Annotated in this window: 13 protein-coding genes and 1 pseudogene; 7 read left to right on the top strand and 7 right to left on the bottom strand. The window is 38.2% G+C overall.

The features are described 5' to 3' along the window. The first annotated feature begins 23 nt into the window (after positions 1-23). The 4 genes and pseudogenes from IPJ83_03650 (at position 24) to IPJ83_03635 (ending at position 6,795) form a co-directional block, all read left to right on the top strand. Positions 24-3,269, top strand: a pseudogene (locus IPJ83_03650) (efflux RND transporter permease subunit). Then, positions 3,259-4,674, top strand: coding sequence for an efflux transporter outer membrane subunit (locus IPJ83_03645; protein MBK7879643.1), 1,416 nt, complete (start codon positions 3,259-3,261; stop codon positions 4,672-4,674). Before IPJ83_03650 ends, IPJ83_03645 begins: the two are co-directional and overlap by 11 nt. A 414-nt stretch (positions 4,675-5,088) precedes the next feature. Further along, positions 5,089-5,601: a hypothetical protein gene (locus IPJ83_03640; protein ID MBK7879642.1), complete on the top strand. Its 513-nt coding sequence runs from the start codon at positions 5,089-5,091 to the stop codon at positions 5,599-5,601. A gap of 3 nt (positions 5,602-5,604) precedes the next feature. After that, positions 5,605-6,795, top strand: a complete 1,191-nt coding sequence (locus tag IPJ83_03635) for a beta-lactamase family protein (GenBank protein MBK7879641.1) — start codon at positions 5,605-5,607, stop codon at positions 6,793-6,795. Positions 6,796-6,999: 204 nt separating this feature from the next. On the opposite strand, the gene IPJ83_03630 is transcribed toward IPJ83_03635, so the two are convergent. Beyond that, on the bottom strand, positions 7,000-7,986 hold the full coding sequence (locus IPJ83_03630) for an alkaline phosphatase family protein (protein ID MBK7879640.1): 987 nt from the start codon (positions 7,984-7,986) through the stop codon (positions 7,000-7,002). A 373-nt stretch (positions 7,987-8,359) separates the two neighbouring features. Between IPJ83_03630 and IPJ83_03625 the strand changes: the two genes are divergently transcribed. Next, positions 8,360-9,331, top strand: a complete 972-nt coding sequence (locus IPJ83_03625) for a hypothetical protein (protein ID MBK7879639.1) — start codon at positions 8,360-8,362, stop codon at positions 9,329-9,331. A gap of 77 nt (positions 9,332-9,408) precedes the next feature. Here IPJ83_03625 and IPJ83_03620 read toward each other — a convergent pair whose 3' ends face one another. From IPJ83_03620 to IPJ83_03595, 6 genes are all read right to left on the bottom strand, one after another. Beyond that, on the bottom strand, positions 9,409-9,813 hold the full coding sequence (locus IPJ83_03620; GenBank protein MBK7879638.1) for a hypothetical protein: 405 nt from the start codon (positions 9,811-9,813) through the stop codon (positions 9,409-9,411). 86 nt (positions 9,814-9,899) lie between these two features. Next, a complete protein-coding gene (locus IPJ83_03615) occupies positions 9,900-10,793 on the bottom strand; it encodes a hypothetical protein (protein ID MBK7879637.1) in 894 nt (297 codons plus the stop codon). A gap of 307 nt (positions 10,794-11,100) precedes the next feature. Further along, the gene (locus IPJ83_03610; protein MBK7879636.1) at positions 11,101-12,126 is read right to left on the bottom strand and encodes an AI-2E family transporter; all 1,026 of its coding nucleotides are present in this window, start codon (positions 12,124-12,126) and stop codon (positions 11,101-11,103) included. 68 nt (positions 12,127-12,194) lie between these two features. Further along, the gene (locus IPJ83_03605; protein MBK7879635.1) at positions 12,195-13,559 is read right to left on the bottom strand and encodes a hypothetical protein; all 1,365 of its coding nucleotides are present in this window, start codon (positions 13,557-13,559) and stop codon (positions 12,195-12,197) included. 3 nt (positions 13,560-13,562) lie between these two features. Beyond that, the gene (locus IPJ83_03600; protein MBK7879634.1) at positions 13,563-15,005 is read right to left on the bottom strand and encodes an MBOAT family protein; all 1,443 of its coding nucleotides are present in this window, start codon (positions 15,003-15,005) and stop codon (positions 13,563-13,565) included. A gap of 194 nt (positions 15,006-15,199) precedes the next feature. Next, positions 15,200-16,261: a PLP-dependent cysteine synthase family protein gene (locus IPJ83_03595; protein ID MBK7879633.1), complete on the bottom strand. Its 1,062-nt coding sequence runs from the start codon at positions 16,259-16,261 to the stop codon at positions 15,200-15,202. A 396-nt stretch (positions 16,262-16,657) separates the two neighbouring features. Here IPJ83_03595 and IPJ83_03590 point away from each other — a divergent pair, with 396 nt between their 5' ends. Together IPJ83_03590 and IPJ83_03585 are read left to right on the top strand one after the other, a co-directional pair. Then, the gene (locus IPJ83_03590) at positions 16,658-19,033 is read left to right on the top strand and encodes a tetratricopeptide repeat protein (GenBank protein ID MBK7879632.1); all 2,376 of its coding nucleotides are present in this window, start codon (positions 16,658-16,660) and stop codon (positions 19,031-19,033) included. A gap of 770 nt (positions 19,034-19,803) precedes the next feature. Further along, entirely contained in the window at positions 19,804-21,138 is a 1,335-nt protein-coding gene (locus IPJ83_03585) for a caspase family protein (protein MBK7879631.1), read from the top strand. Positions 21,139-21,156 lie beyond the last annotated feature (18 nt).

The following is a 21,156-nucleotide window of genomic DNA, read 5'->3' as shown; positions in this document are numbered from 1 at the left end:
ATAAACCAAACAAAAATTGAACCATGTTTAATAAGTTTATAAAAAGGCCGGTTCTTGCAATTGCTTTATCCGTAGCCCTTGTTTTTTTGGGTTTATTGGCAATTAAAACTTCACCGGTAGCGCAGTTTCCTGATATTGCTCCGCCGAGAGTATCCATTTTTATTGAATTTCCAGGCTCCAATGCGGATGTATTGATCAAATCAACGGTGACCATTTTGGAGCGTGCCATAAATGGTGTGCAAGGCATGCAATATATTTTATCCGATGCAACCAGTGCAGGTGAAGCCACTATTGATGTTGTATTTGAACCGGGCACAGACCCCACACTTGCAGCGGTAAGGGTTAAATCCAGAGTAGATCAGGTAATGACCAATTTACCACCACTTGTTCAACGGGAAGGGGTAATTATAACTCCGTTACAGCCGAGTATGCTCATGTATCTAAACTTGTACAGCAAGGATAACAAAGTGGATGAAAAGTTTCTGTTTAATTATGCCAATACCTATATACTGCCAGAGCTGCAACGTATTAAAGGGATGGGTTTTGCACAAGCCATAGGCAGTCGTTCATTTGCCATAAGGGTTTGGTTGAACCCGGACAGAATGAGGGCTTACAAAATTTCTGCTGAGGAAGTTTTAAAATCCATTGATGAACAAAGTGTATTGGCGCGACCGGGAAGAGTGGGTCTAAGCTCAGGCAAAAAAGCACAATCTCAGGAGTATGTTTTTACTTATAAAGGTTGGTACAATACACCCGAGCAATATCAGAATATTATCGTGAAAGCAAATCCCGATGGGGAAAACATTAAATTAAAAGACATTGCTGAGGTAGAAGTAGGAAGTGAGTTTGTGGATATCTATTCTAATAAAGATGGCAACCCTTCTGCATCACTGGTTTTAAAACAAAACCCGGGCAGTAACGCAAGTACGGTAATTGATGAGGTGAAAGCCAAACTGCAGGAAATGAAAAAGGATTTTCCACCTGGTGTTGACTACGAAATCAATTATGATGTTTCAAAATTTGTGGATGCGTCAATTGACAAAGTAATGCACACACTTTTAGAAGCATTTTTGCTGGTTGCTTTTGTGGTTTATCTATTCCTTGGTGATTTTCGCTCTACTATAATTCCTATTCTCGCAGTACCTGTATCCTTGATTGGTTCATTTGTATTCATGCAGGCATTTGGCTTGAGCATCAACCTCATTACTTTATTTGCATTAGTACTGGCAATAGGTATTGTGGTAGACAATGCTATTGTAGTAGTGGAAGCTGTTCACGTTAAGATGGCGGAAGAAAATATTTCTCCTTTTGCAGCTGTTAAAAAGGTAATTGGAGAAATCAGCGGCGCCATTATTGCCATTACACTGGTCATGACCTCTGTTTTTGTACCCATTGCATTTATGACAGGACCCGTTGGTGTGCTGTATCGTCAATTTTCACTCACTATGGCGTTTGCAATTGTTATTTCAGGTTTTGTGGCACTTACGCTCACTCCTGTATTATGTGCCATACTATTAAAGAATACACACGATAAGCCGAAATCAAAATCCCCTGTCAGTATTTTTTTGGATTGGTTTAACAACACCTTTGAAAAGCTAACAGGTAAATACACTAAATTCTTAACCCTGATTGTGGATCGAAAAATTATTACTTATGGCATGTTGCTCCTGTTTGCATTTGGAATTTTTGGTGTAAACAAAGTTCTCCCGGCCGGATTTATTCCGAGTGAAGATCAGGGACAGATCTATGCAATCATTCAAACACCACCGGGCACCACGCTGGAACGCACAAATGAAATATCAAGAAAACTCCAGCACCTGTGCAGAGAGGTTGAAGGAGTAGCCTCCGTTACTTCATTGGCGGGTTTTGAAATACTCACTGAAGGAAGGGGCTCAAATGCAGGTACATGTTTAATTAATTTAAAAGATTGGTCTGAACGGGATCAAACGGTTAAGGAAATTATTGAAGAGCTGGAAGAAAAATCAAGAGACCTGCCTGCAAATATTGAATACTTCGAACCACCCGCAGTGCCCGGATATGGAACTTCAGATGGTTTCTCTCTGCGTTTGTTAGACAAGCACAGTGATGTGGATTATCAGGAATTTGACAAAGTGAATGCAGAATTTTTAGAAGCATTGAAAAAAGAAAAGAGTTAACTGGTTTGTTTGCTTTTTACTCTGCCAAGTATCCGCAATATGAAATAACCGTGGACAATGCATTGGCTATGCAAAAAGGTGTTTCGATTGGTGCGGCTATGGAAAATCTAAACATTATGATTGGCAGTACCTATGAGCAAGGCTTTATTCGCTTCAACAATTATTACAAAGTGTATACACAGGCAGGACCTGAGTTTCGAAAACAACCATCAGACCTTCTCAATATGTACATAAAAAACGATCATGATGAAATGGTGCCATATTCTGCTTTTATGAAAATCACTAAAACGCAGGGACCTAATGAAATAGCTCGTTACAATCTGTATATATCATCACTCATTAATGGTTCACCATCTAAAGGATATTCATCCGGTGATGCAATTAATGCGATTAAAGAAGTGGCGGCACAATCTTTGCCTCGAGGCTATGATATTGCTTGGGAAGGACTTTCGTATGATGAAGCCAGAAGAGGTAACGAAGCCATTTATATTTTACTGGTTGTCCTATTTTTTGTTTATCTGATTCTGGCGGCACAGTATGAAAGTTTTCTTTTGCCTTTTGCAGTTTTACTGTCCATTCCTCCTGGCATCTTTGGTACTTATTTCATGTTAAAAGCCATGGGACTTTCTAATGATGTATATGCGCAGGTAGGATTAATTATGTTGGTTGGATTGCTTGGAAAAAATGCAGTATTGATTGTTGAATTTGCAGTACAAAAAACACAATCAGGGAATGAGTGTCCTGCAAGCCGCCGTGGAAGGCTCCAAAGCGCGTTTCCGCCCCATCTTGATGACATCCTTTGCATTTATTGCAGGATTAATACCACTGGTCATAGCAAAAGGAGCAGGTGCTGTGGGTAACCATACGATTGGTGCATCTGCATTGGGAGGCATGTTGTTTGGTACCGTCTTCGGTGTTGTATTAGTACCCGGACTTTATTACATCTTCGGAAAAATGCAAGAAGGAAAACACCTCATCAGAGATGAAGATGAAAATCCGTTAACTGAACATTTTGTTGAAAGCAGTAATGAAAGAGCTTTTAGTAAACGTTTCCAAAAATTTATTAAACGATTCGGAAATAAAGTTGAAAATGATGACAAAAATGAAAACTAATTATTCTTTACTCATATTGGTAGCTCTGTATTTAGGTGCCTGCAAAGTACCCTCCTATGTAAGCCGGGAGGAAAATAAATCAGTTCCTTCCAGGTACAGCAACGCGCAGGATACACTCAACAGTGCATCCATTCAATGGAGAAATTATTTTAATGACCCCATCTTGATTGCGCTGATTGATACAGCATTAAAGAATAACCAGGAATTGAATATGGTATTGCAGGAAATCGAAATCAGCAAAAATGAGATAAGCATAAGAAAAGGTGAATACCTACCTTTTGTGAACCTTCGATCAGGAGCTGTTGCAGACAGGGCAGGCAAGTATACATGGAATGGGTTTTCCGAAGAAGACTTGAAACAAGATCCAGACAGAGGACCCAAATACATTGGCGACTTCTTGATTGGTACTTACTTTTCCTGGGAACTTGATGTTTGGAAAAAACTGAGGAATGCAAGGAAATCCGCAGTATTGAAATATCTATCCACTGTAGAAGGAAAAAATTTTCTCATTACGAACATGATATCAGAAATGGCCAGTTCATATTATGAGTTAATAGCATTGGATAATTTATTGGATATTGTTGAAAAGAACATTGATCTTCAAACGAACGCGCTGGAAGTAATTAAACTTGAAAAAGATGCGGCAAAAGTAACACAGTTGGCTGTCAACCGATTTGAGGCTCAATTATTGTACACAAAAAATTTGCAGTACAGTATACGCCAGCGGATTGTAGAAACTGAAAACAAAATCAATTTTCTTGCAGGACGTTTTCCTCAAAGGATTAATAGAAATTCTGGCTTATTTTTAAAAACAAGTTTTGAGGAAGTAAACGAAGGCATTCCTTCCCAATTGCTGGCCAACAGACCGGATATCAAAAAAGCGGAACAGCAATTGGCCGCTGCTAAATTGGACGTACTATCCGCTAAAACCAATTTTTATCCTTCGTTTAAAATAACCGCAGGTTTAGGTTTGCAAGCTTTTAATCCTACACATCTCATCCATCCGGAATCCTTTCTTTATAACCTTGGAGGAGATTTGATGGCTCCGCTGATCAACAAAAATGCCATCAAGGCAAATTACCTGAATGCCAATGCCCAAAAGGTACAGGCTGTATACAATTATGAACGATCTGTATTAAATGCTTTTATTGAAGTAGTGAATCAGTTAAACGCAATAGAAAATTTTACCAAAAGCTATGAAACAAAATTAAAGGAAGTGGATATTCTAAATAATTCTGTTGGCATTTCCAACAGTTTGTTCCGCTCTGCAAGAGCAGATTATATTGAAGTATTGCTTACTCAACGCGAAGCTCTGGAATCAACCATTGATCTTACTGAGATAAAATTGAAACAATTGATGGCAAAAATAAATATGTATAAAGCTCTTGGTGGCGGTTGGAATTAAATCATAAAATGTGGTAAAAATCCCTGTCATTATTTTTGCATTTTATATGTAAGATTTGATTGACAGGGATTTTTATTACTAAATCATCCAAATGATTAGATTTGAAGACAGATTTTATATTTAAATGCGTCATCGAGTATGAACAGTTACTAACTTTCAAAAATTCCACTGCACTTTAGTGACCTAAAATAGAAAATGGTTTCCATCTATTTAATAATACATGTTAAATATTTCCTAGAAAAAATGCCAATTTTAAAATACATTTGGGAATAAAGTTGTCCCAATGAAAAATTAAATAAAACGGTAGGTAGAATTATTTGCACGATTTTATGTATTTGCATTTTTATAAGTACTAAAGCACAATCTTCTAACCGTCTACCCACCATAGTTTTTTCAGTACTGAATGCCAACACCATGCTTCCAGGGGGAGGAGATTTATTTCTTACATCCTCAATACTCCATCCCGGATTTAATCTTGGGGCAGAATTCCTCTGGAAAAACAAAGGAAATAACCAGCTTTTGTACAATGCCAAGCTAGGCTATTTCTATCACCGCAATTCCCAATATGCAATTCAGTTGTTCGGCGAACTCGGTTACAGACGATGGATGGCCGCAAAACATCTTGGCGTTGAATCCAGACTGGCTGTTGGTTACCTCCATTCCATTCCGGACCTGCAGGTTTTTAAAATAAACGACAATGGAAATTATAAGGACTGCAAAGGTATCGGAAGACCACAGGCCATGTTGGCTTTAAGCATCAGTCCTTCTTATACTTTCAGCCCATTTGGTGAACATCCGCTGAGGATTTTTGTCGAATACCAGTTTATGGTTCAGACACCCTTTGTGAAGAACTATGTCACCATTCTACCATATAATTTGTTCCACCTAGGGGTAGCTTCGAATTTCCTGACTTATTTCAAAAAATAATCTATGCGTACCAACATATCTTACATTTTGATGTGCCTGTTTTGTGCAAGCCTATGGACGGCCTGCCAAAAGGAGGATAAAATTCCTTACACTGCCAATTGTAATCTTCCTTCAGGGGATAGTTCATCCATCCATCCTAAGGCAAATGTGTACCAGTCTGTAATGGACGAATACGTCAAAAAGGGTATGCCCGGAATTTCTGTGGCGATAAGAGATAAAAATGGTCTTTGGCTGGGAGGGTCAGGAATGGCGGATATTAATAAAAGCATACTTCTTGAGCCTTGTCACATTTCAAAAGCTGCGAGCATTACAAAAATGTTTGTAGGAACTTTAACGCACTTGCTTGTCGAAGATGGTGTGTTGAATTTGGATGACCCCATTAGCAAATGGCTCACCGACAAACAACTGAAAGATATAAAAAATGCAAAAGAAGCTACCATCAGAACTTGCCTTGGTCATACCACCGGAATCGCAGATGTGATAAAAGATCAGGCATTTTATCTGGCTGTCCTAAACCAACCCGACAAATTTTGGGAAGAAGAAGAACTTCTGGATTTTGTAAGAGGGGATGAAGAGGTTTTTTCACCCGGAGATTCTGTCAAATATTCCAATACCAATACTTTGCTGGTAGGCATGGTCATTGAAGCAGCTACCGGAAAACAACATGCTGAACTTATTAAAGAAAGACTCATTAAACCAAATCATCTGGAGGATACGTATTACTACTGGCATGACATACCTCCATCTCATACCGTTGCACAAGGTTATTTTGATCTCTACAACAATGGCACAATTGTTAACCTGACCAATTACAATACCGGCAGTGGTAATGGTTATGGTGGGCTTTACAGCACCTCCATTGATTTGTTGCATTTTGTTGAACTCCTTTTCAGAGATAAAGTAATTTTAAAAACGCAATCTTTGAATGCGATGCTCACCTTCGGACACAAAGAGGAAAACAAAGACAGACTTCTGGGATTGGGCGTAATGAAAAGTTTTACCGAACGAGCTCCCGATCAATTTGCTTATGGCCATTCCGGCAGAGATCTTGGCTACACAGCGGATGTTTTTTATTTTCCAAATCAGGACATGACACTTTCTTTCATGATCAATTATGGTACAGATGCGGAAAGTAAATTACAACAGGTATTTTTTGATTTTAGAACTGCCATTGTGGATGCCATGATGCAATAGAATTAATTTTCCGAAACTTCCATTTTGTTGAAAAATAAAAAAACAAATTTTTCCGGAAAAATGATTTGAGCGATTTAAAAAATGGCGACTTCAAAAAGGAGATAAAATAAAGTTATAGCAGCGAGTTTATTTCATGCAATAATATCGTATTGCATGTAGGAGTCAATTACTTTGAAAAGCTTAAAACAAAAACTGTTTAAATTTTCATCGCAGTGTAACCTGCTGGGATCGAGATTGCGTGAGCCCCATTTCTGCCAGCCACGATCTACCGTCAAATCCAATCTCACAGTCCTGCTCAAAAGTAGGGCAATCCTTGTATAATAAGTGATGCAGTGCAGTAATTGCAATATCGGCCTGAACAGGTGCCGATCGTTCTTCCACATTGCAATAGGGAAAACAATCCATATTCAGGTTGCCATGTTCCGTAGCATCAAAATTCCTTGCTACAATCCCCTCGTTGTACGCCCACCACATGATCTGCCTTTCTTCAGGTGAATATCCGCCATGACCAAATCCTTTGCCCCCATGATCGGTAGTCAACAAAATAAGCCAGTCTTCATCGAGGTAACTGTCTCTGGACCGTATTGCATTTATCAGCGCACCGATGGATTCATCAATACGTCCCAGGGCACGTTTGTAAAATGGATTAAATCGACTGAAACCAAAATGATGCCCCATATGATCTGCTTCACCAAAATAAACAAAGTAAAAATCCAAATCTGAATTTCCTATCCATGAACTCGTTTTGGTTTTTGTCTCTCTGGTATGCCCCATATTTCCTTTGATGAGGGTGTCCCATTTCATCGGAACACAAACATTATATAGTGAACTCCATTCAATGTATGCACCAAATTTGAGTTGCGGGTTGATGTTCTTCGCAGGACTGCATAACATTGGGAATTGATCGTAACGACTATTTTTAAAAGTATTGTTTTCTACACCATGCTTTTGATGATATACACCACACAATATACTGGACCAGGAAGGACCGGACATGGTAATATCCTGATGCATGGATTGAAAACTTCCAAATCCATTTTTTGAAATAAAATCAATATTGGGAGTTCTGCAATATTTAATTACATCAGATCGAATACCATCCACACCTATAAGCAAAACTTTTCTTTGACCGGCAATTAAAAATAAAGGAATAAAGAAGATAACAAGTATTACAAAATGCAGCTTTCTCATTGGTAAATTTGCTTAATAGATGGTATGTGCATCCTGCTGCAAAATTAAATTCAAGAGATTACCTCACACAAATTTACATATTACGATTACATTAAATACGTGTTAAGAAATTAATTCCTCACTGGGAAATACCCCGGAGATTCTAAAATTCATTTTAAATTGAAAAGAGCGCTACGGGATGAATAAAATATTTTACCACATGGACAAAATCAAATGACTCAACTATAAAGAAGTATTGAATTTACTTTTTGTACTGATCAACAGAATTAAAATTTACATTCTGAAATTTTTTTGAATTTTCATGATTACAAAAATGAAATTATTCTCTTTCGTTTTTGAAATACAAAATTAAATTCAAAATAAAACAAACAAAATGAAAAAATTACTTGCTTACATGTTCTCGCTCAATCTGTTACTTTTTACTGCTTGTAACAAAGAAAATATTTCTAACGATATATTTAATCAAGACAAACCAATTAGCGCTTTGGCTACAGCAGCCGACAACTGTGCAACAGACGGGCTGATAGAAAAAACAATCACTGCTTGTGGTGTGGAAAGAAAATTCTATATTCAGTTACCTGTAGGGTTTCATCCGGATTCAACATATCCTTTAGTATTTGCATTTCATGGAAAGGGTTCCGGCCATAAAAATAAAGCCTGTGCATGGAAGGAACGAATCGGAGAATGGGTAGATGAAAATAAATTTATTGGCGTGTATGGAAGAGCCTATCTGGATTCCTTTTGGTATGTGCATGGTGCATGTCTGGAGGAAATTGACGACATCTGTTATGTAGAAAACATTAAAACCAACATGGAAAGCTTTTATCACATTGACGCTTCCAGAATTTATGCGATGGGGACCAGTAACGGCGGTGGACTAACATTAGATCTATCCACACAAGTCAATTGGCTTGCAGCCATTACGACGCTGGCAGCATATCCGTGGGAAGTATATCCTTTAGACGAAGTTCCAGTCCTGCCTTACTTCCAGATTCATGGGTCGCTGGATGGAACCATTCCATACCATGGCGGAACGTTATTCTGCTTAGATTTTGTGGATGCCTATGAAGCATGCCAGGATTGGGCTACACATAATCTTTGTACAGCAACAGGCATCGGAACATCCTTCCTCATCGATACATACGTGATCAACAAGACAAGCTGGTGCAGTCCACCTGTTACGCCGGTCCTTCCGGTCACCTGTAAGAAATGTAAAAAAGAAACACTACATTACGAACTGGAAGGAATAGGTCACACCATCTATGATCAGATCGCTCCAATTCCAGGTTATAAAGAGAGAATCAATGATGACATTTTTAAGTTTTTCAAACGCCACAGACTTTAAAAATAAAACAGTCAGCGAGGAAATCCTCGCTGACTGTTTTTAACACTCTTTTAATAACTAAATTTTTTCGAAAAATATCATTTCATTTTTCCAAGTATTAATCCGATTACTCCGCCAGCAATTGCTCCGGTGATGGTATTCCCTACAAGATCATAAGGCAACCACCCCCAGGTATATGCTTTAAAAGTGGATACGTTAAACAAGCCATACCACAAAATCATAAAAAAAGTCATCCAGGCTCCTGCAATTGCACCACTTCTGAAATTATCAATATTTAATTTTACGAAGAGAATGGTAATAAAAACAGATTGCACTACACTGGCAATAATCCAAAACATTGGGTTCATCTCAACCAGACATGCCTGATTGTCTTTCATCCATTGTTCAGCCATCCCACCAAGCAATCCCATAAAAATTGCACTCGCCACAATCATCCCCGCCACAGTTCCACCCAAAGCCCCAAAAATGATTTTCTTTTCCATAATTAAATGTTTAGTTGGTTAAAATAAATTATTTGACTCTTTTGCAGTTATGGGATGATTGCAATAATTTTTAGCGAAAATCTATTTCATTTATTGGCTGGCGGAAAGGACTGGATGTAATTGTACACAGCTTCGATTTCCATATCGCTCAAAGCACCCAGTCCGGCAAATGGCATAAATTGCCCATCCAAAGATTTTCCCTCTGGGGTTGTTCCGCTTCTGAATGTTTGTGTAAACTGTTGCAAAGTCCATTTACCTGCCTTGCCACTTTTTGAAATATCCGGAACAGGAGGGGAAACTGGATCCGGTGAAACACCCCCGCCAAAATTATTTCCGTGACATTCCATACATCCTTCATAACCTACCACATAAGCACCATATTCTTTACTGTTACTTATAGGCGGTGCATTTACATTTTTTACTTTATCGTGATCGATCACTTTGTAATCAAACAAATTCCCAAACATCCCTGCGCCGGCCATTGCCTGAGACATATAAGTAAACTGACGTTTGGCAAAAGTTCGTTCTATGGGTTGCAGCGAGTTTAAGAAAGCGACCAAACATCCCAAATCCTGATCACTTAATTTTCCTATACTTTTCGAGGGCATTACCATGAGCGCGTGACCTGACTTATTTAAACCATGCCTGAGGGCTCTTACAAAGTCTTCATTAGTATATCCCTCTGTCTCTGACCCTTTCGCACGGGTTAGATTGGAAGAAGGCAATGAACCAATATTTGGATCATCAAAAAAAACTTTGCCCGCCAAATCGACATCATGACAAGTACGACATCCGACTGATAGCAATCTTCCTCGTTCAATGGAAGCTGAATCAGACGGAATAGTAATTTGAGCAGGAGTTAAAGAATAAGTTTTTTCAAACTCGCTGTTGAATTTTTTTGCGAGAATCCAGGAGGCAAGCAGGGTCAGCACTACTACCCCCAAAACAAGGATAAATATCCATTTCAATACTTTCATCATAACGGAAAGAATTTAAAGTCAATAAATAGATTGATTACTTAAGGTAGTACCGGAAATCAGGATGATTGGTTTTGGGAAACCATCTGCACAAAAACTAAATACATTTCAAAACAAATACATCAGTCTGCACATATTCTCCTACGCTCGCGGTTCAAATATAAAATTATTTATCCTTTCGAAGATTTTTTTTAGCATTATTTTTTATCCTCCTGGACCAATTTCTTGAAAAGTACTTAATTCATTAATCTGGGTGGCTAAAAAAAAAGAAAATTTGTAGCATCCCACGGATAGAGAAAGAATTAAATATTTACCTGCTCAACAATTTACTCCAGGGCTTCAATTCCGGAAAATGATCGGCAAACAAGCGAAATACTGCTACAAATGGAAGAAACAATATCATACCTGAGAATCCCCAAAAAAGTCCGCCAAGAAAAATAGAAACAATGGCTACCAGAGTGTTTAGATTAACAAATCGTCCGACCACATAAGGAAAGATTAAATTTGCCTCCAGGTATTGCACAATGGTAAAAACTGCTGCAATACCTATTGGTTGCCACAAAGCTCCTGTTTCCAACCACGCGATGGTGATCGGCAAGAGTGCACTGATAAGTATCCCAAAGACTGGAATAATGGTCATGATGGCAGTAACCATTCCATATAAAATGGGGTTTTCCACACCAATGACCCACAAACCAAAAGAATTCAATATACCAACCACAATATAAACTGTTACCATCCCACGGATAAAACCTGAAAACACTTTTACAGTTTCCATTATAACTTCTTTCATCTTTACACGATAATGTTCCGCTGAAATGTCAATGACAAATCTCACCAGGCTTCTCCTGTATACCAAAATCAGGGAAACATAAATGGGAATGATGATCAGATTAAATAAAGCTGAGAAAATGGCATTCGCAGTTTCTTTCAAATAGGCTCCGGTATTTTGACTTATCTGAACTAAATATCCTTTGATCCAGTTTAATTGCTTTTCTGCAGTCCAGCCAAATTCAATCTCAAGTTGCTGCTGAATTTGATTTAGCATTGGATCTAGCTTTGCTTGTATCATTGGCCATTTCTCACTGAGAATGACTAATTCATAACTCAGAAAAAGTACCAAAACGGAAAAGAAAATAAACAATATGATTAACGGCAACACAATGGATAGAACTTTCCCAAATCCCCTGGATTCAAAATAAGCACAAATCGGAAAAAGTACGACTGCAATTAAAAATGCATAAGCCAATGGAATTAAAAATGGTCCTGCAAAATGAAGGATCATTCCTCCAAAAAAAACAGAAGCTAATAATTGATATATGCCCATGCTTTTCATAATCATCCATTTAATATTTGTAAAAAATATTTTCTTTACATTTTATATTTTATCGATCCCCATTAAAGCTAATCTACCGATTCAATTTTTTTTAATTTCTCCTGTGCAAGCTTCTTTAAACTAATTTCTGTAATTAATGAATCCACCGAGATCCGCCTTCGTTGTGATTCTGAAGCCACCAGATCCAAAGAATCTTTATTGCGATGTATTTCCTTTCTAAAATAATTTACCCTATCTCTGTCTTTTTTGTAATCATAATATTGTTCGGGATTGCTGAACAATTCATACGCCTCATTGATAAAACCACTGCCAAATAAGGTTAGATTCAATTCATTACAAAGCACCAGTATTGCTTTATGACCAAGCAGCTCACTCTTCAGATCCAACTCCCAAACTTCGGGATTCTTTTCATCCTTTGGCAAAATACTGTTGTAATAATACCATTGCTTGCCGTCACCAAATGCCTCATGCATGGCGCCTGTATATTGAAAACATTGATAATAACTATCCCCTATCCCCAACACCTTTTGGGCATGAACGTCTTCACCGTGTTCAAATGTAAATTTATCCGGATAAGCCAATAAATTACCTTTCGGCACTTCTAGATTCATTTTTTGAAAAATATCTGCATCTCTAAACTTCACTGTGTCCAATAGCCTTACATTCGTATAATTAAAATTGGGTAAATTAACATTGGTCATTTGTTCCAATCTTCTGATCGTCGAATCTACTACTATGCACTCGGCGTAAAAACTCCAGTGCGAACCGTACTTGGGAAAAAGTGGATAAGGAGTCTGACTTTTCAGTGTTTTGAAATACTGAACAAAGTCAATCATATTTAAATTAAAATTTTTTCCTTCTGTAATATAGGTTTCATAATTGGTCTTCTTATGTTTTGTCTTCCTTAAATAATCAGGTAACTTTTCAGGATACACAGAAGCTTTTCCGGGTGCAAACAGAAAAAGAAGTTCAACCCCAGATTCTTTCAATTTTTTCTGCACAAATGCTGCTTTGTAAACCTGATCATAAATGAACGCCTCACCACAATAATCATCCCCAAAAATTGACTTGGTCATGTCTTCACCAAAAACATAACCCTCCTTTCCGGAAAAGGAATCATCAATATTGACTTTTTTAAAAAGGAAATATTCCCATTTATCTTTTAATTTCTTTAACTTAAGGATAAATGGTTTTTCCAATAATCTGTTCTCTGTCTGAATTTGAAACAACCCCGAAAACACATTCCCAAAGTTTATTTCTGACTGTGTACGCCCACTTTTATTTCTGAATATAACTATAAAAATACCCAACAGAAAAATCAGGATAAGATACCAGAAATATTTATCCATACTACCCTTTTCCTCCATTCTATATTGCCATAATAATGTATTTTTTTCTGGATTAGATGGATTGCCGGTCTGTATTGTTCTCACCATCTAAAATTTAAAATAAATAAATGGATTAAATAATCCCCCACTCAACGATATCAAACAAACACCGTATGTCAAAATTCCAAGACAAACAAACATGTATAATTGGGAGCGGTACAAACCTTCACCAAATAATTTTAACTGAAATGAATTCATCCATGGTATCAATACACAAAAAGAAAATAACAAACCTGTGATCAAAATAAAAAAGAAATCTTCCTGGAAAACAAATACATAGTTATGACTAAAGTCCAGAGAAAACATTTTATGCACATAATCCAAAGCCAGGGTAAGATCTTCCAATCTAAAAAAAACCCAACCAATCACCACAACCAAAAAAGTGTACATCATTCCAAAATAGCTCCTGCACCCTTCGACCTCTATGTTTCTTTTTTTAAGCAGCAACCTTTCTCCTACAAGAAAAATTCCATAATAAATTCCCCATACGATAAAATTCCAACCTGCGCCATGCCAGAGACCGGATAGAACAAAAACGAGAAATAAATTAAACAACACTCTTCCCTGGGTAGCACGGTTACCACCTAATGGGATGTACAAATAATTTCTCATCCAGTTTCCTAAGGTTATATGCCAGCGCTTCCAAAATTCAGTCACACTTCTGGAAACATAAGGATGATTAAAATTCTCCGGTAGTTTAAACCCCAGCATGCGGGATATCCCAATGGCCATATCGGAATATCCCGAAAAATCAAAATAAATCTGCATCGTATAGGCCAATGCCCCCAACCATGCAAGTGGTGTGGTCAATTGCTCCACACCTAAATCAAATATCACATCTGCTTGTCGGCCCACTACATTTGCAATTAAAACTTTCTTTCCCAGACCAATGGCAAATCGGACAAATCCATTCATCCGGTTATGAAAATGATCGTGGTGAATATGATCGTTTATCTGGTCTGAGATTTCATGGTATCGTACAATTGGCCCGGCAATCAACTTTGGAAAAAAAATAATGTACATCTGATATTCCCAAAATTTATCCAAAGGCTTGTGAACCCTTCTGTAAACATCCACAGAATAAGTGATGCTTTCAAATGTAAAAAATGAGATTCCAATGGGTAAAATAATTTGACTTATCTGAATCAGTGGAAGATTAAAGGCTGCCCCAATCTGATGGAAAGAATCCATAAAAAAATTAAAATACTTAAAATACCCCAGCAAGCCCACATTCAGTAGAATTGGAAATACCAAAAATAATTTTCGCTTGAATGGATCATCATAGGAATTCATTTTCTTCACCAAAAAATAATCGACTAAAGTGGTAAAGAAAATGATCCACACAAATTTTGGCTCACCCCAGGCATAAAAAATAAAGCTGGCTACTAAAATATACAAATGCTTGAGATTTATTTTCTTCGGTACAAGAAAATATCCCACCACAAACAAGGGAAAAAATACAGTTAAAAACAACAAACTGCTGAATACCATCTTACCATTTTGTTGTTAGTCGGAATGTGGATGAAATAAATAAAACATTAGAAATACCGCAACGCAGTATGGTTTGCAAACTTGAAATTTCATCCTTAATCTTAAATGCATCATTCTATATGGCAATTGTGGTGCTCAAAAGCTTTTTAAATCCTTTATAAATAGAATCAAACTGTTCAGAGTACCATGCAAAACTAAACAGTTTTCAAATATTCCAACCGTGCTTCTTCCGGATCAAAACAAACCCTGCATACTCTCTTCTGGGCACTAAAACTCAACAACTCTACATCCGTTGAGATGAACCCCGGCTTAACTGGTTCCTCTTTCAACAAATCTGTACTCAGATATTTTTTGTTGCTGTCGCAAAGTATAGTCACCACTATTTTATCCTTACCAATCCTATCTTGGACCATCAAAGCACCAAGGAGATTAGCACCTGAAGAAATACCTACGGCCAAACCCAGTTCTGCAGCTAATTTTTGTGCCATGATGATGGCATCTCCATCATCCACAGCAATTACTTCATCCAAATCTTCCAAATGAAGAATGGCGGGAATGAACTCATCTGAGATTCCCTGTATTCTATGTTTTCCTACTTTGTATCCGGTGCTGAGGGTGGGAGAATTTGCCGGTTCGAGTGGGTAAACTTTGATGGCTGAATTTTGCTCCCGAAGGAATTTTCCTACACCCATGACAGTGCCGCCGGATCCTACACCAGCGACAAATGCATCAGGACTTAGGTCCATTGCCTTAAGCTGCCACCAAATCTCCGGTCCTGTAGTAAGATAATGTGCTTCTGCATTATCCTCATTGGAAAACTGACTGGAAACGAAACCATGTGAACTGGCAGCTGCATTTTTTGCCATTTCTATGCTCCCCAAAAATCCACCTTCCTCTTTACTCACCAAGTTAATTCGGGCCCCCATGCTTTTGATCAGGTTGATTCGCTCCATACTCATCCAGTCGGGCATAAATATATTGACCTGATGACCCAATGCCCTGCCGATGGCTGCAACGGAAATTCCGGTATTGCCACTGGTAGCTTCATAAATTTGCATACCGGGAACGAGGGTGCCTTTTTCATAAGCTTTTCCCAGAATGTGAAAAGCCATCCTGTCCTTTACACTACCTGTCATGTTAAGACTCTCAGCTTTGGCATATACAATCCTTTCCTCCCCTTTAAAGTTTAAGCGGATGGTCAAAAGTGGTGTATTGCCAACCAAACTTTTAATACCCGCTATTCTGTTGTTTTTCATGACTCTTGGTTTTACATTAAATTTACTCAAAAAGCTGCAGACCCCGGGAGGTAAGTTATAAAAAATCTATCGTTTATGTAGTAAATCGAACCGCTTAATCTGAAATATTAAATTTGTTAATTGGGCTTTCATTCTTTGCTAATAACCGAATTTTTAAATCTGTATCAAAATCACAACTTTGATTCTGCAGCAAACTTAATCCTTTACTCGTGGATGTATGTAAGCTGTTAAAACAATTGGCCTTATTTTTGTCCCAAACTCATCAGGTCATATCCTGGGTAATCAACAATCTTGTATTTTTCATATTTTCTAACTATTCCATTGCACTGGCGACTTTATCTGTCCCTGTTATTGCTCTGCAATGGTCTGAACTTGTCGGCACAGATTCAAGCCCCCATGACCAAGGGCGCCGTACCCGTGGAGGAAGAATTGAAAAATTCCCCATCAGGAAAGACCTATGCAGCAATAGTTGGCGTCTCTAACTACATGGACCCGGGAATTCTGGACCTTAGGTATGCACACAGAGATGCTAATATTTTTGCCGAGTTCCTGCAAGATCCTCGGGGGGGCGGACTGGGTAATGACCAACTTAAAGTCATTGTCGATTCTAATGCCACCCTTGCAGGCATTCAGTCCATTCTGAACTGGCTCATCACAAGCTGTCAAAAGGATGACAAGGCCATTATTTACTTTTCCGGTCATGGAGATGTAGAGACAAAAAGCAATCGTGAAAAAGGTTACTTGCTCGCACACGACACCCCAAAAAATAATTATACCCTGAATGGACTGGACATTGACTATCTGAACGATTCCATTATAGGTCGATTGACCCGATCCCAGGTTAAGGTGGTTGTTATCCTGGATGCCTGCCATTCGGGTGCGCTTGCCGGTGATCGTATCGGTGGCAAAGAAGCTACAGCCATGGAACTGATGAAAAGATTCTCCAGTGAGGTAAAAATTATGTCCTGCCAACCATATGAAAGTTCATTGGAACATCAACGATGGGGAAATGGAAGAGGTCTCTTTTCGTATTACCTGCTCAAAGGCCTGGAGGGTGAGGCGAATAAGGATACCATCAGAGAAGTGGATCTCTACGAACTGGAAAGCTACCTCCAGGAAAAAGTGCATCTGGCTTCAGGAAAGGCGCAACACCCGGATATTTTCGGTGGAAAAAAACAAGAATCTCTTTTCCCGGCTGCAGTAATAAATACTACCGGAAAAAATCCAGAGGTATTTGAAGAATTAAATAAAGGCATCATCAATTCCGTGCTTGTACATCTTGCTACCTCAGAGGGGCGCAACAATTATCAAAAATTTATAGAATCCATTGAGAATTCCCATCTTATCAAACCGGTAGACAATTGTGCCTTAAAATGGTATAAGTCTATTTATTCAGATAGTGCATTCTATGGAGTTCGTGGAATCTTAAATGAAAAGATGATCGTTGCTTTAACAGATCCTGTTCAGCAAGCCATTGTATCCTATCTGAATACCGATCCCAAAGAATTAGAACTTAGAGAAAATGCCGATGACAAATATGTGCATCTTGCGGAATATCTAAGTAAGGCAATGGAGATAATGGGGCCGGGAGATTCTCGTTACAGGCAAACTAAAGCCAAACAATTGTATTTTGATGGATTGGTGCTCAGAATGAAAGGCCAACAAGTAAATTCCAAAAAACTATTGGAAAAATCAAGAAGCAAACAAGACTCTGCATTGGCGTTGGAAGATAAAGCCGCATACATTCATAATGAATTAGGTCTTCTGTCTTTGGAATTACAAGATTACCAAAAAGCTTTGACACATTTAAAAAAGGCGATCGAATGGTCCCCCACATGGGCTATACCATACAATAATCTGGCATCTGCAACAAGAGAAATTTATGCTAATGAAGATAGCCTTACAACAGCTGTGAGATTATATCAAATGGCCATCCACTATAAACCTGATTTCTCCTCAGCCTATATGAATCTTGGCAATCTCTACAAAGAATTAAATCAAATCGACTCTGCTGAATTTTCTTATCGCAGAGCTTTGGAACTGAACACAAATTATAAGGACTACCATCTTTATCTTGGATTATTGCTTACTGAAACAGACACCAGCAGATTTAGAGAAGCCGAAAATCAATATCGGCAATCTTTGAAAATAGATGCCGGATATCCGGAAGCATATTTTGAATTAGCCAACCTCTACGATCTTATCCAAGAACCGGATTCCGCTGAGTTAAATTACAAACAAGCGATCAAATTCAAAATTGATTATTCCGCAGCTTATACAAATCTGGGTATTCACTATTACAGTCGTGGAAATCTTATCGGTGCAGAAGAAAATATGAAATATGCCATAAGGGCTGATTCATTAAATCAAAGTGCCTATGCGGGATTGATTTTTCTTTATCAGCAGCAATGGAAAAAAATTTCAACTCTTCTTAAACGATCACCCTTACCCCAGAAGATAAAAACGGAACTAGTCCGCAACCGCGGATTAGAACTTCTAGAGGAGAATGAGCACCAACAAGTTCTGCAATTATTTCAGACTTACTTCAATTTATATCCGACCAGTGCCGATGCGCAATATCTTTTTGGGTTATACTACCACATGATAGGAAATAAACCAAAGGCCCTGGAGCATTTTACGCTCTGTTTTAAAAAAATAAAACTATCCAAATCACCATACCTGATGGATATGATCCGATCAGAAGATAAACTCGGTGAACTTTTAAATACAACACGCTATAAGGAATTGTATAAAAAGTATTTTCCGGAATAACAATCGTCCCCTATTGTTCGTCGCAGTTCTAAACAATGCTAGGGGAAATTAGAGAATTTGAAAATTTGAAAATTTGAAAATTTGAAAATTGTTCCCAATTGTTCGTCTACGTTAGCCGCTTTCGCGGTTCCTTCTCTTATCGTGCTGTCGCACGATACTCTGCTGAAGCAGAGATCGTTCAGTCATACTTCCCAGCGTCAAACATTACGGTGATTAAAACCAGAATCTAATATAGTGTACGTTAGCCGCTTTCGCGGTTCCTTCTCTTATCGTGCTGTCGCACGATACTCTGCTGAAGCAGAGATCGTTCAGTCATGCTTCCCAGCGTCAAACATTACGGTGATTAAAAGCAGAATCTAATATAGTGTACGTTAGCCGCTTTCGCGGTTCCTTCTCTTATCGTGCTGTCGCACGATACTCTGCTGAAGCAGAGATCGTTCAGTCATGCTTCCCAGCGTCAAACATTACGGTGATTAAAAGCAGTACCAAAAAAAGTCTGCGTAAATTTCAAGTTAAGAAGCTCGTAATAAGCAGGGTTGTCCCCATTGTTCGCCGCAGTTTTAAACTGCGATGGCATAAGATCATAGCATTTTTAATTTGGCCTGATATTTCAATCATTCAAAAAACGCCCTGCATTAGGACAGTCCTAAAAGTGGTTCAAAACTGGTACTTGTTAAACAATCTATAAATTTCAAGACGGGAGGCTCGAAATAACTATTGCTGAGATTGTGAACCGGAATAATCATTTAACTTTACCTCAAAGACCGTTTATGTCAAGATTGTTTTTTCCTATACTTGTTGCACTGATCGTTAATGTATTTCCCACCCACATTTTTAGCCAAAAAAACCTCCACCTCATACAGAGTTTCGACAATATAAACCAGGATATACTTCCGGGCTGTCAAAAAGATTATGATCATACCACTGAATTTTTTAAGGATATTGCCGAATATGCAGGCATGGAATTCCAACTTCACCAGTTGAATTTTGACAAAAACTCCGTTTTTTCATTTTTCCAACAATTCAGCTGCGGATCAGACGATGCCGTCGTATTTATTTATTCCGGACACGGATTCCGCAAGGAAGACGACAATGTATTGTGGCCCTTCCTATATTATTGCCATGCAGATCTTTCAGGGTCCGGCTCAGCACTTGCAACTTGTGGTGTGCCACTCGACTGGATTCATCATGCCCTCATCGCCATAAATCCCAGGATGTCCATTACCATCGGCAACAGCTGCAATACGGAATTTGGGCAACAAGAATCAAAAAACAAACACGAAGGATTAGATAAAAAAGAACAATCCACTCCGGATCATAATGATCTTAGAAATCTTGAATTATTGACTAAGTTTAGGGGACATATTCTGACCTCAGCTTCATTGCCCGGCCAATTCGCCTATACCAATGACGAAGAAGGCAGTTACTACATCAATGAATTGATTGATGTGATGAATTTTGGATTTAGAAATTCTAACCAGCCTACCTCCTGGGCCAGTATATTAAGAAAAGCCAGCAATGAGGTGAAGGAAAAAAAATCTGATCAAAAGCCTCAATTCCTGATTGTAAAAAATTCAGAGAAAATGTATTCAGAAGGAAGTGGTAAATATCAGAATGAATGCACCTATGCCAAACTAAACATCAGCGTTCCGGATGTGGGTGGCAGCAATTATGAACAAGTCCCTGTGGATGATATCGCAACCAATGAATACAATTCGACTTGGGAAACGCAATACGACATTGACGAAGGTGTTGAATTGGCATTAGAAGAATTACCCATCCTGATGTTATACACTGCATGGATAGACGATGAAAACATATCCAATGAAGAAGAAGATAGGACTCTAAATATTTATTTAAAATGGATGGACGAACTTGGTTATGATCAGGAAAGTGCTGAGGAAAATTTTGATTTAAGTATGGAGGATTTATTTGATGCAGTTAAAAAAAATGATTTGGAAGAATTTATTAATGTACTTACTGTCGATTTCAAAAAATATCTGAATACAGATTTCCGACAAAAAATAATAAAATCTTTACCTACATTGCCGGATAACCCATCTCACCCAAATATAAAATCTTATATTCGCACACTTAATAATTAAATCAAAATTTGAAAACAA

The organism is Candidatus Vicinibacter proximus (assembly GCA_016713905.1).
In the GTDB taxonomy this organism is placed as follows: Bacteria; Bacteroidota; Bacteroidia; order Chitinophagales; family Saprospiraceae; genus Vicinibacter; species Vicinibacter proximus.
This window is presented reverse-complemented; position numbering and strand designations above follow the sequence as displayed.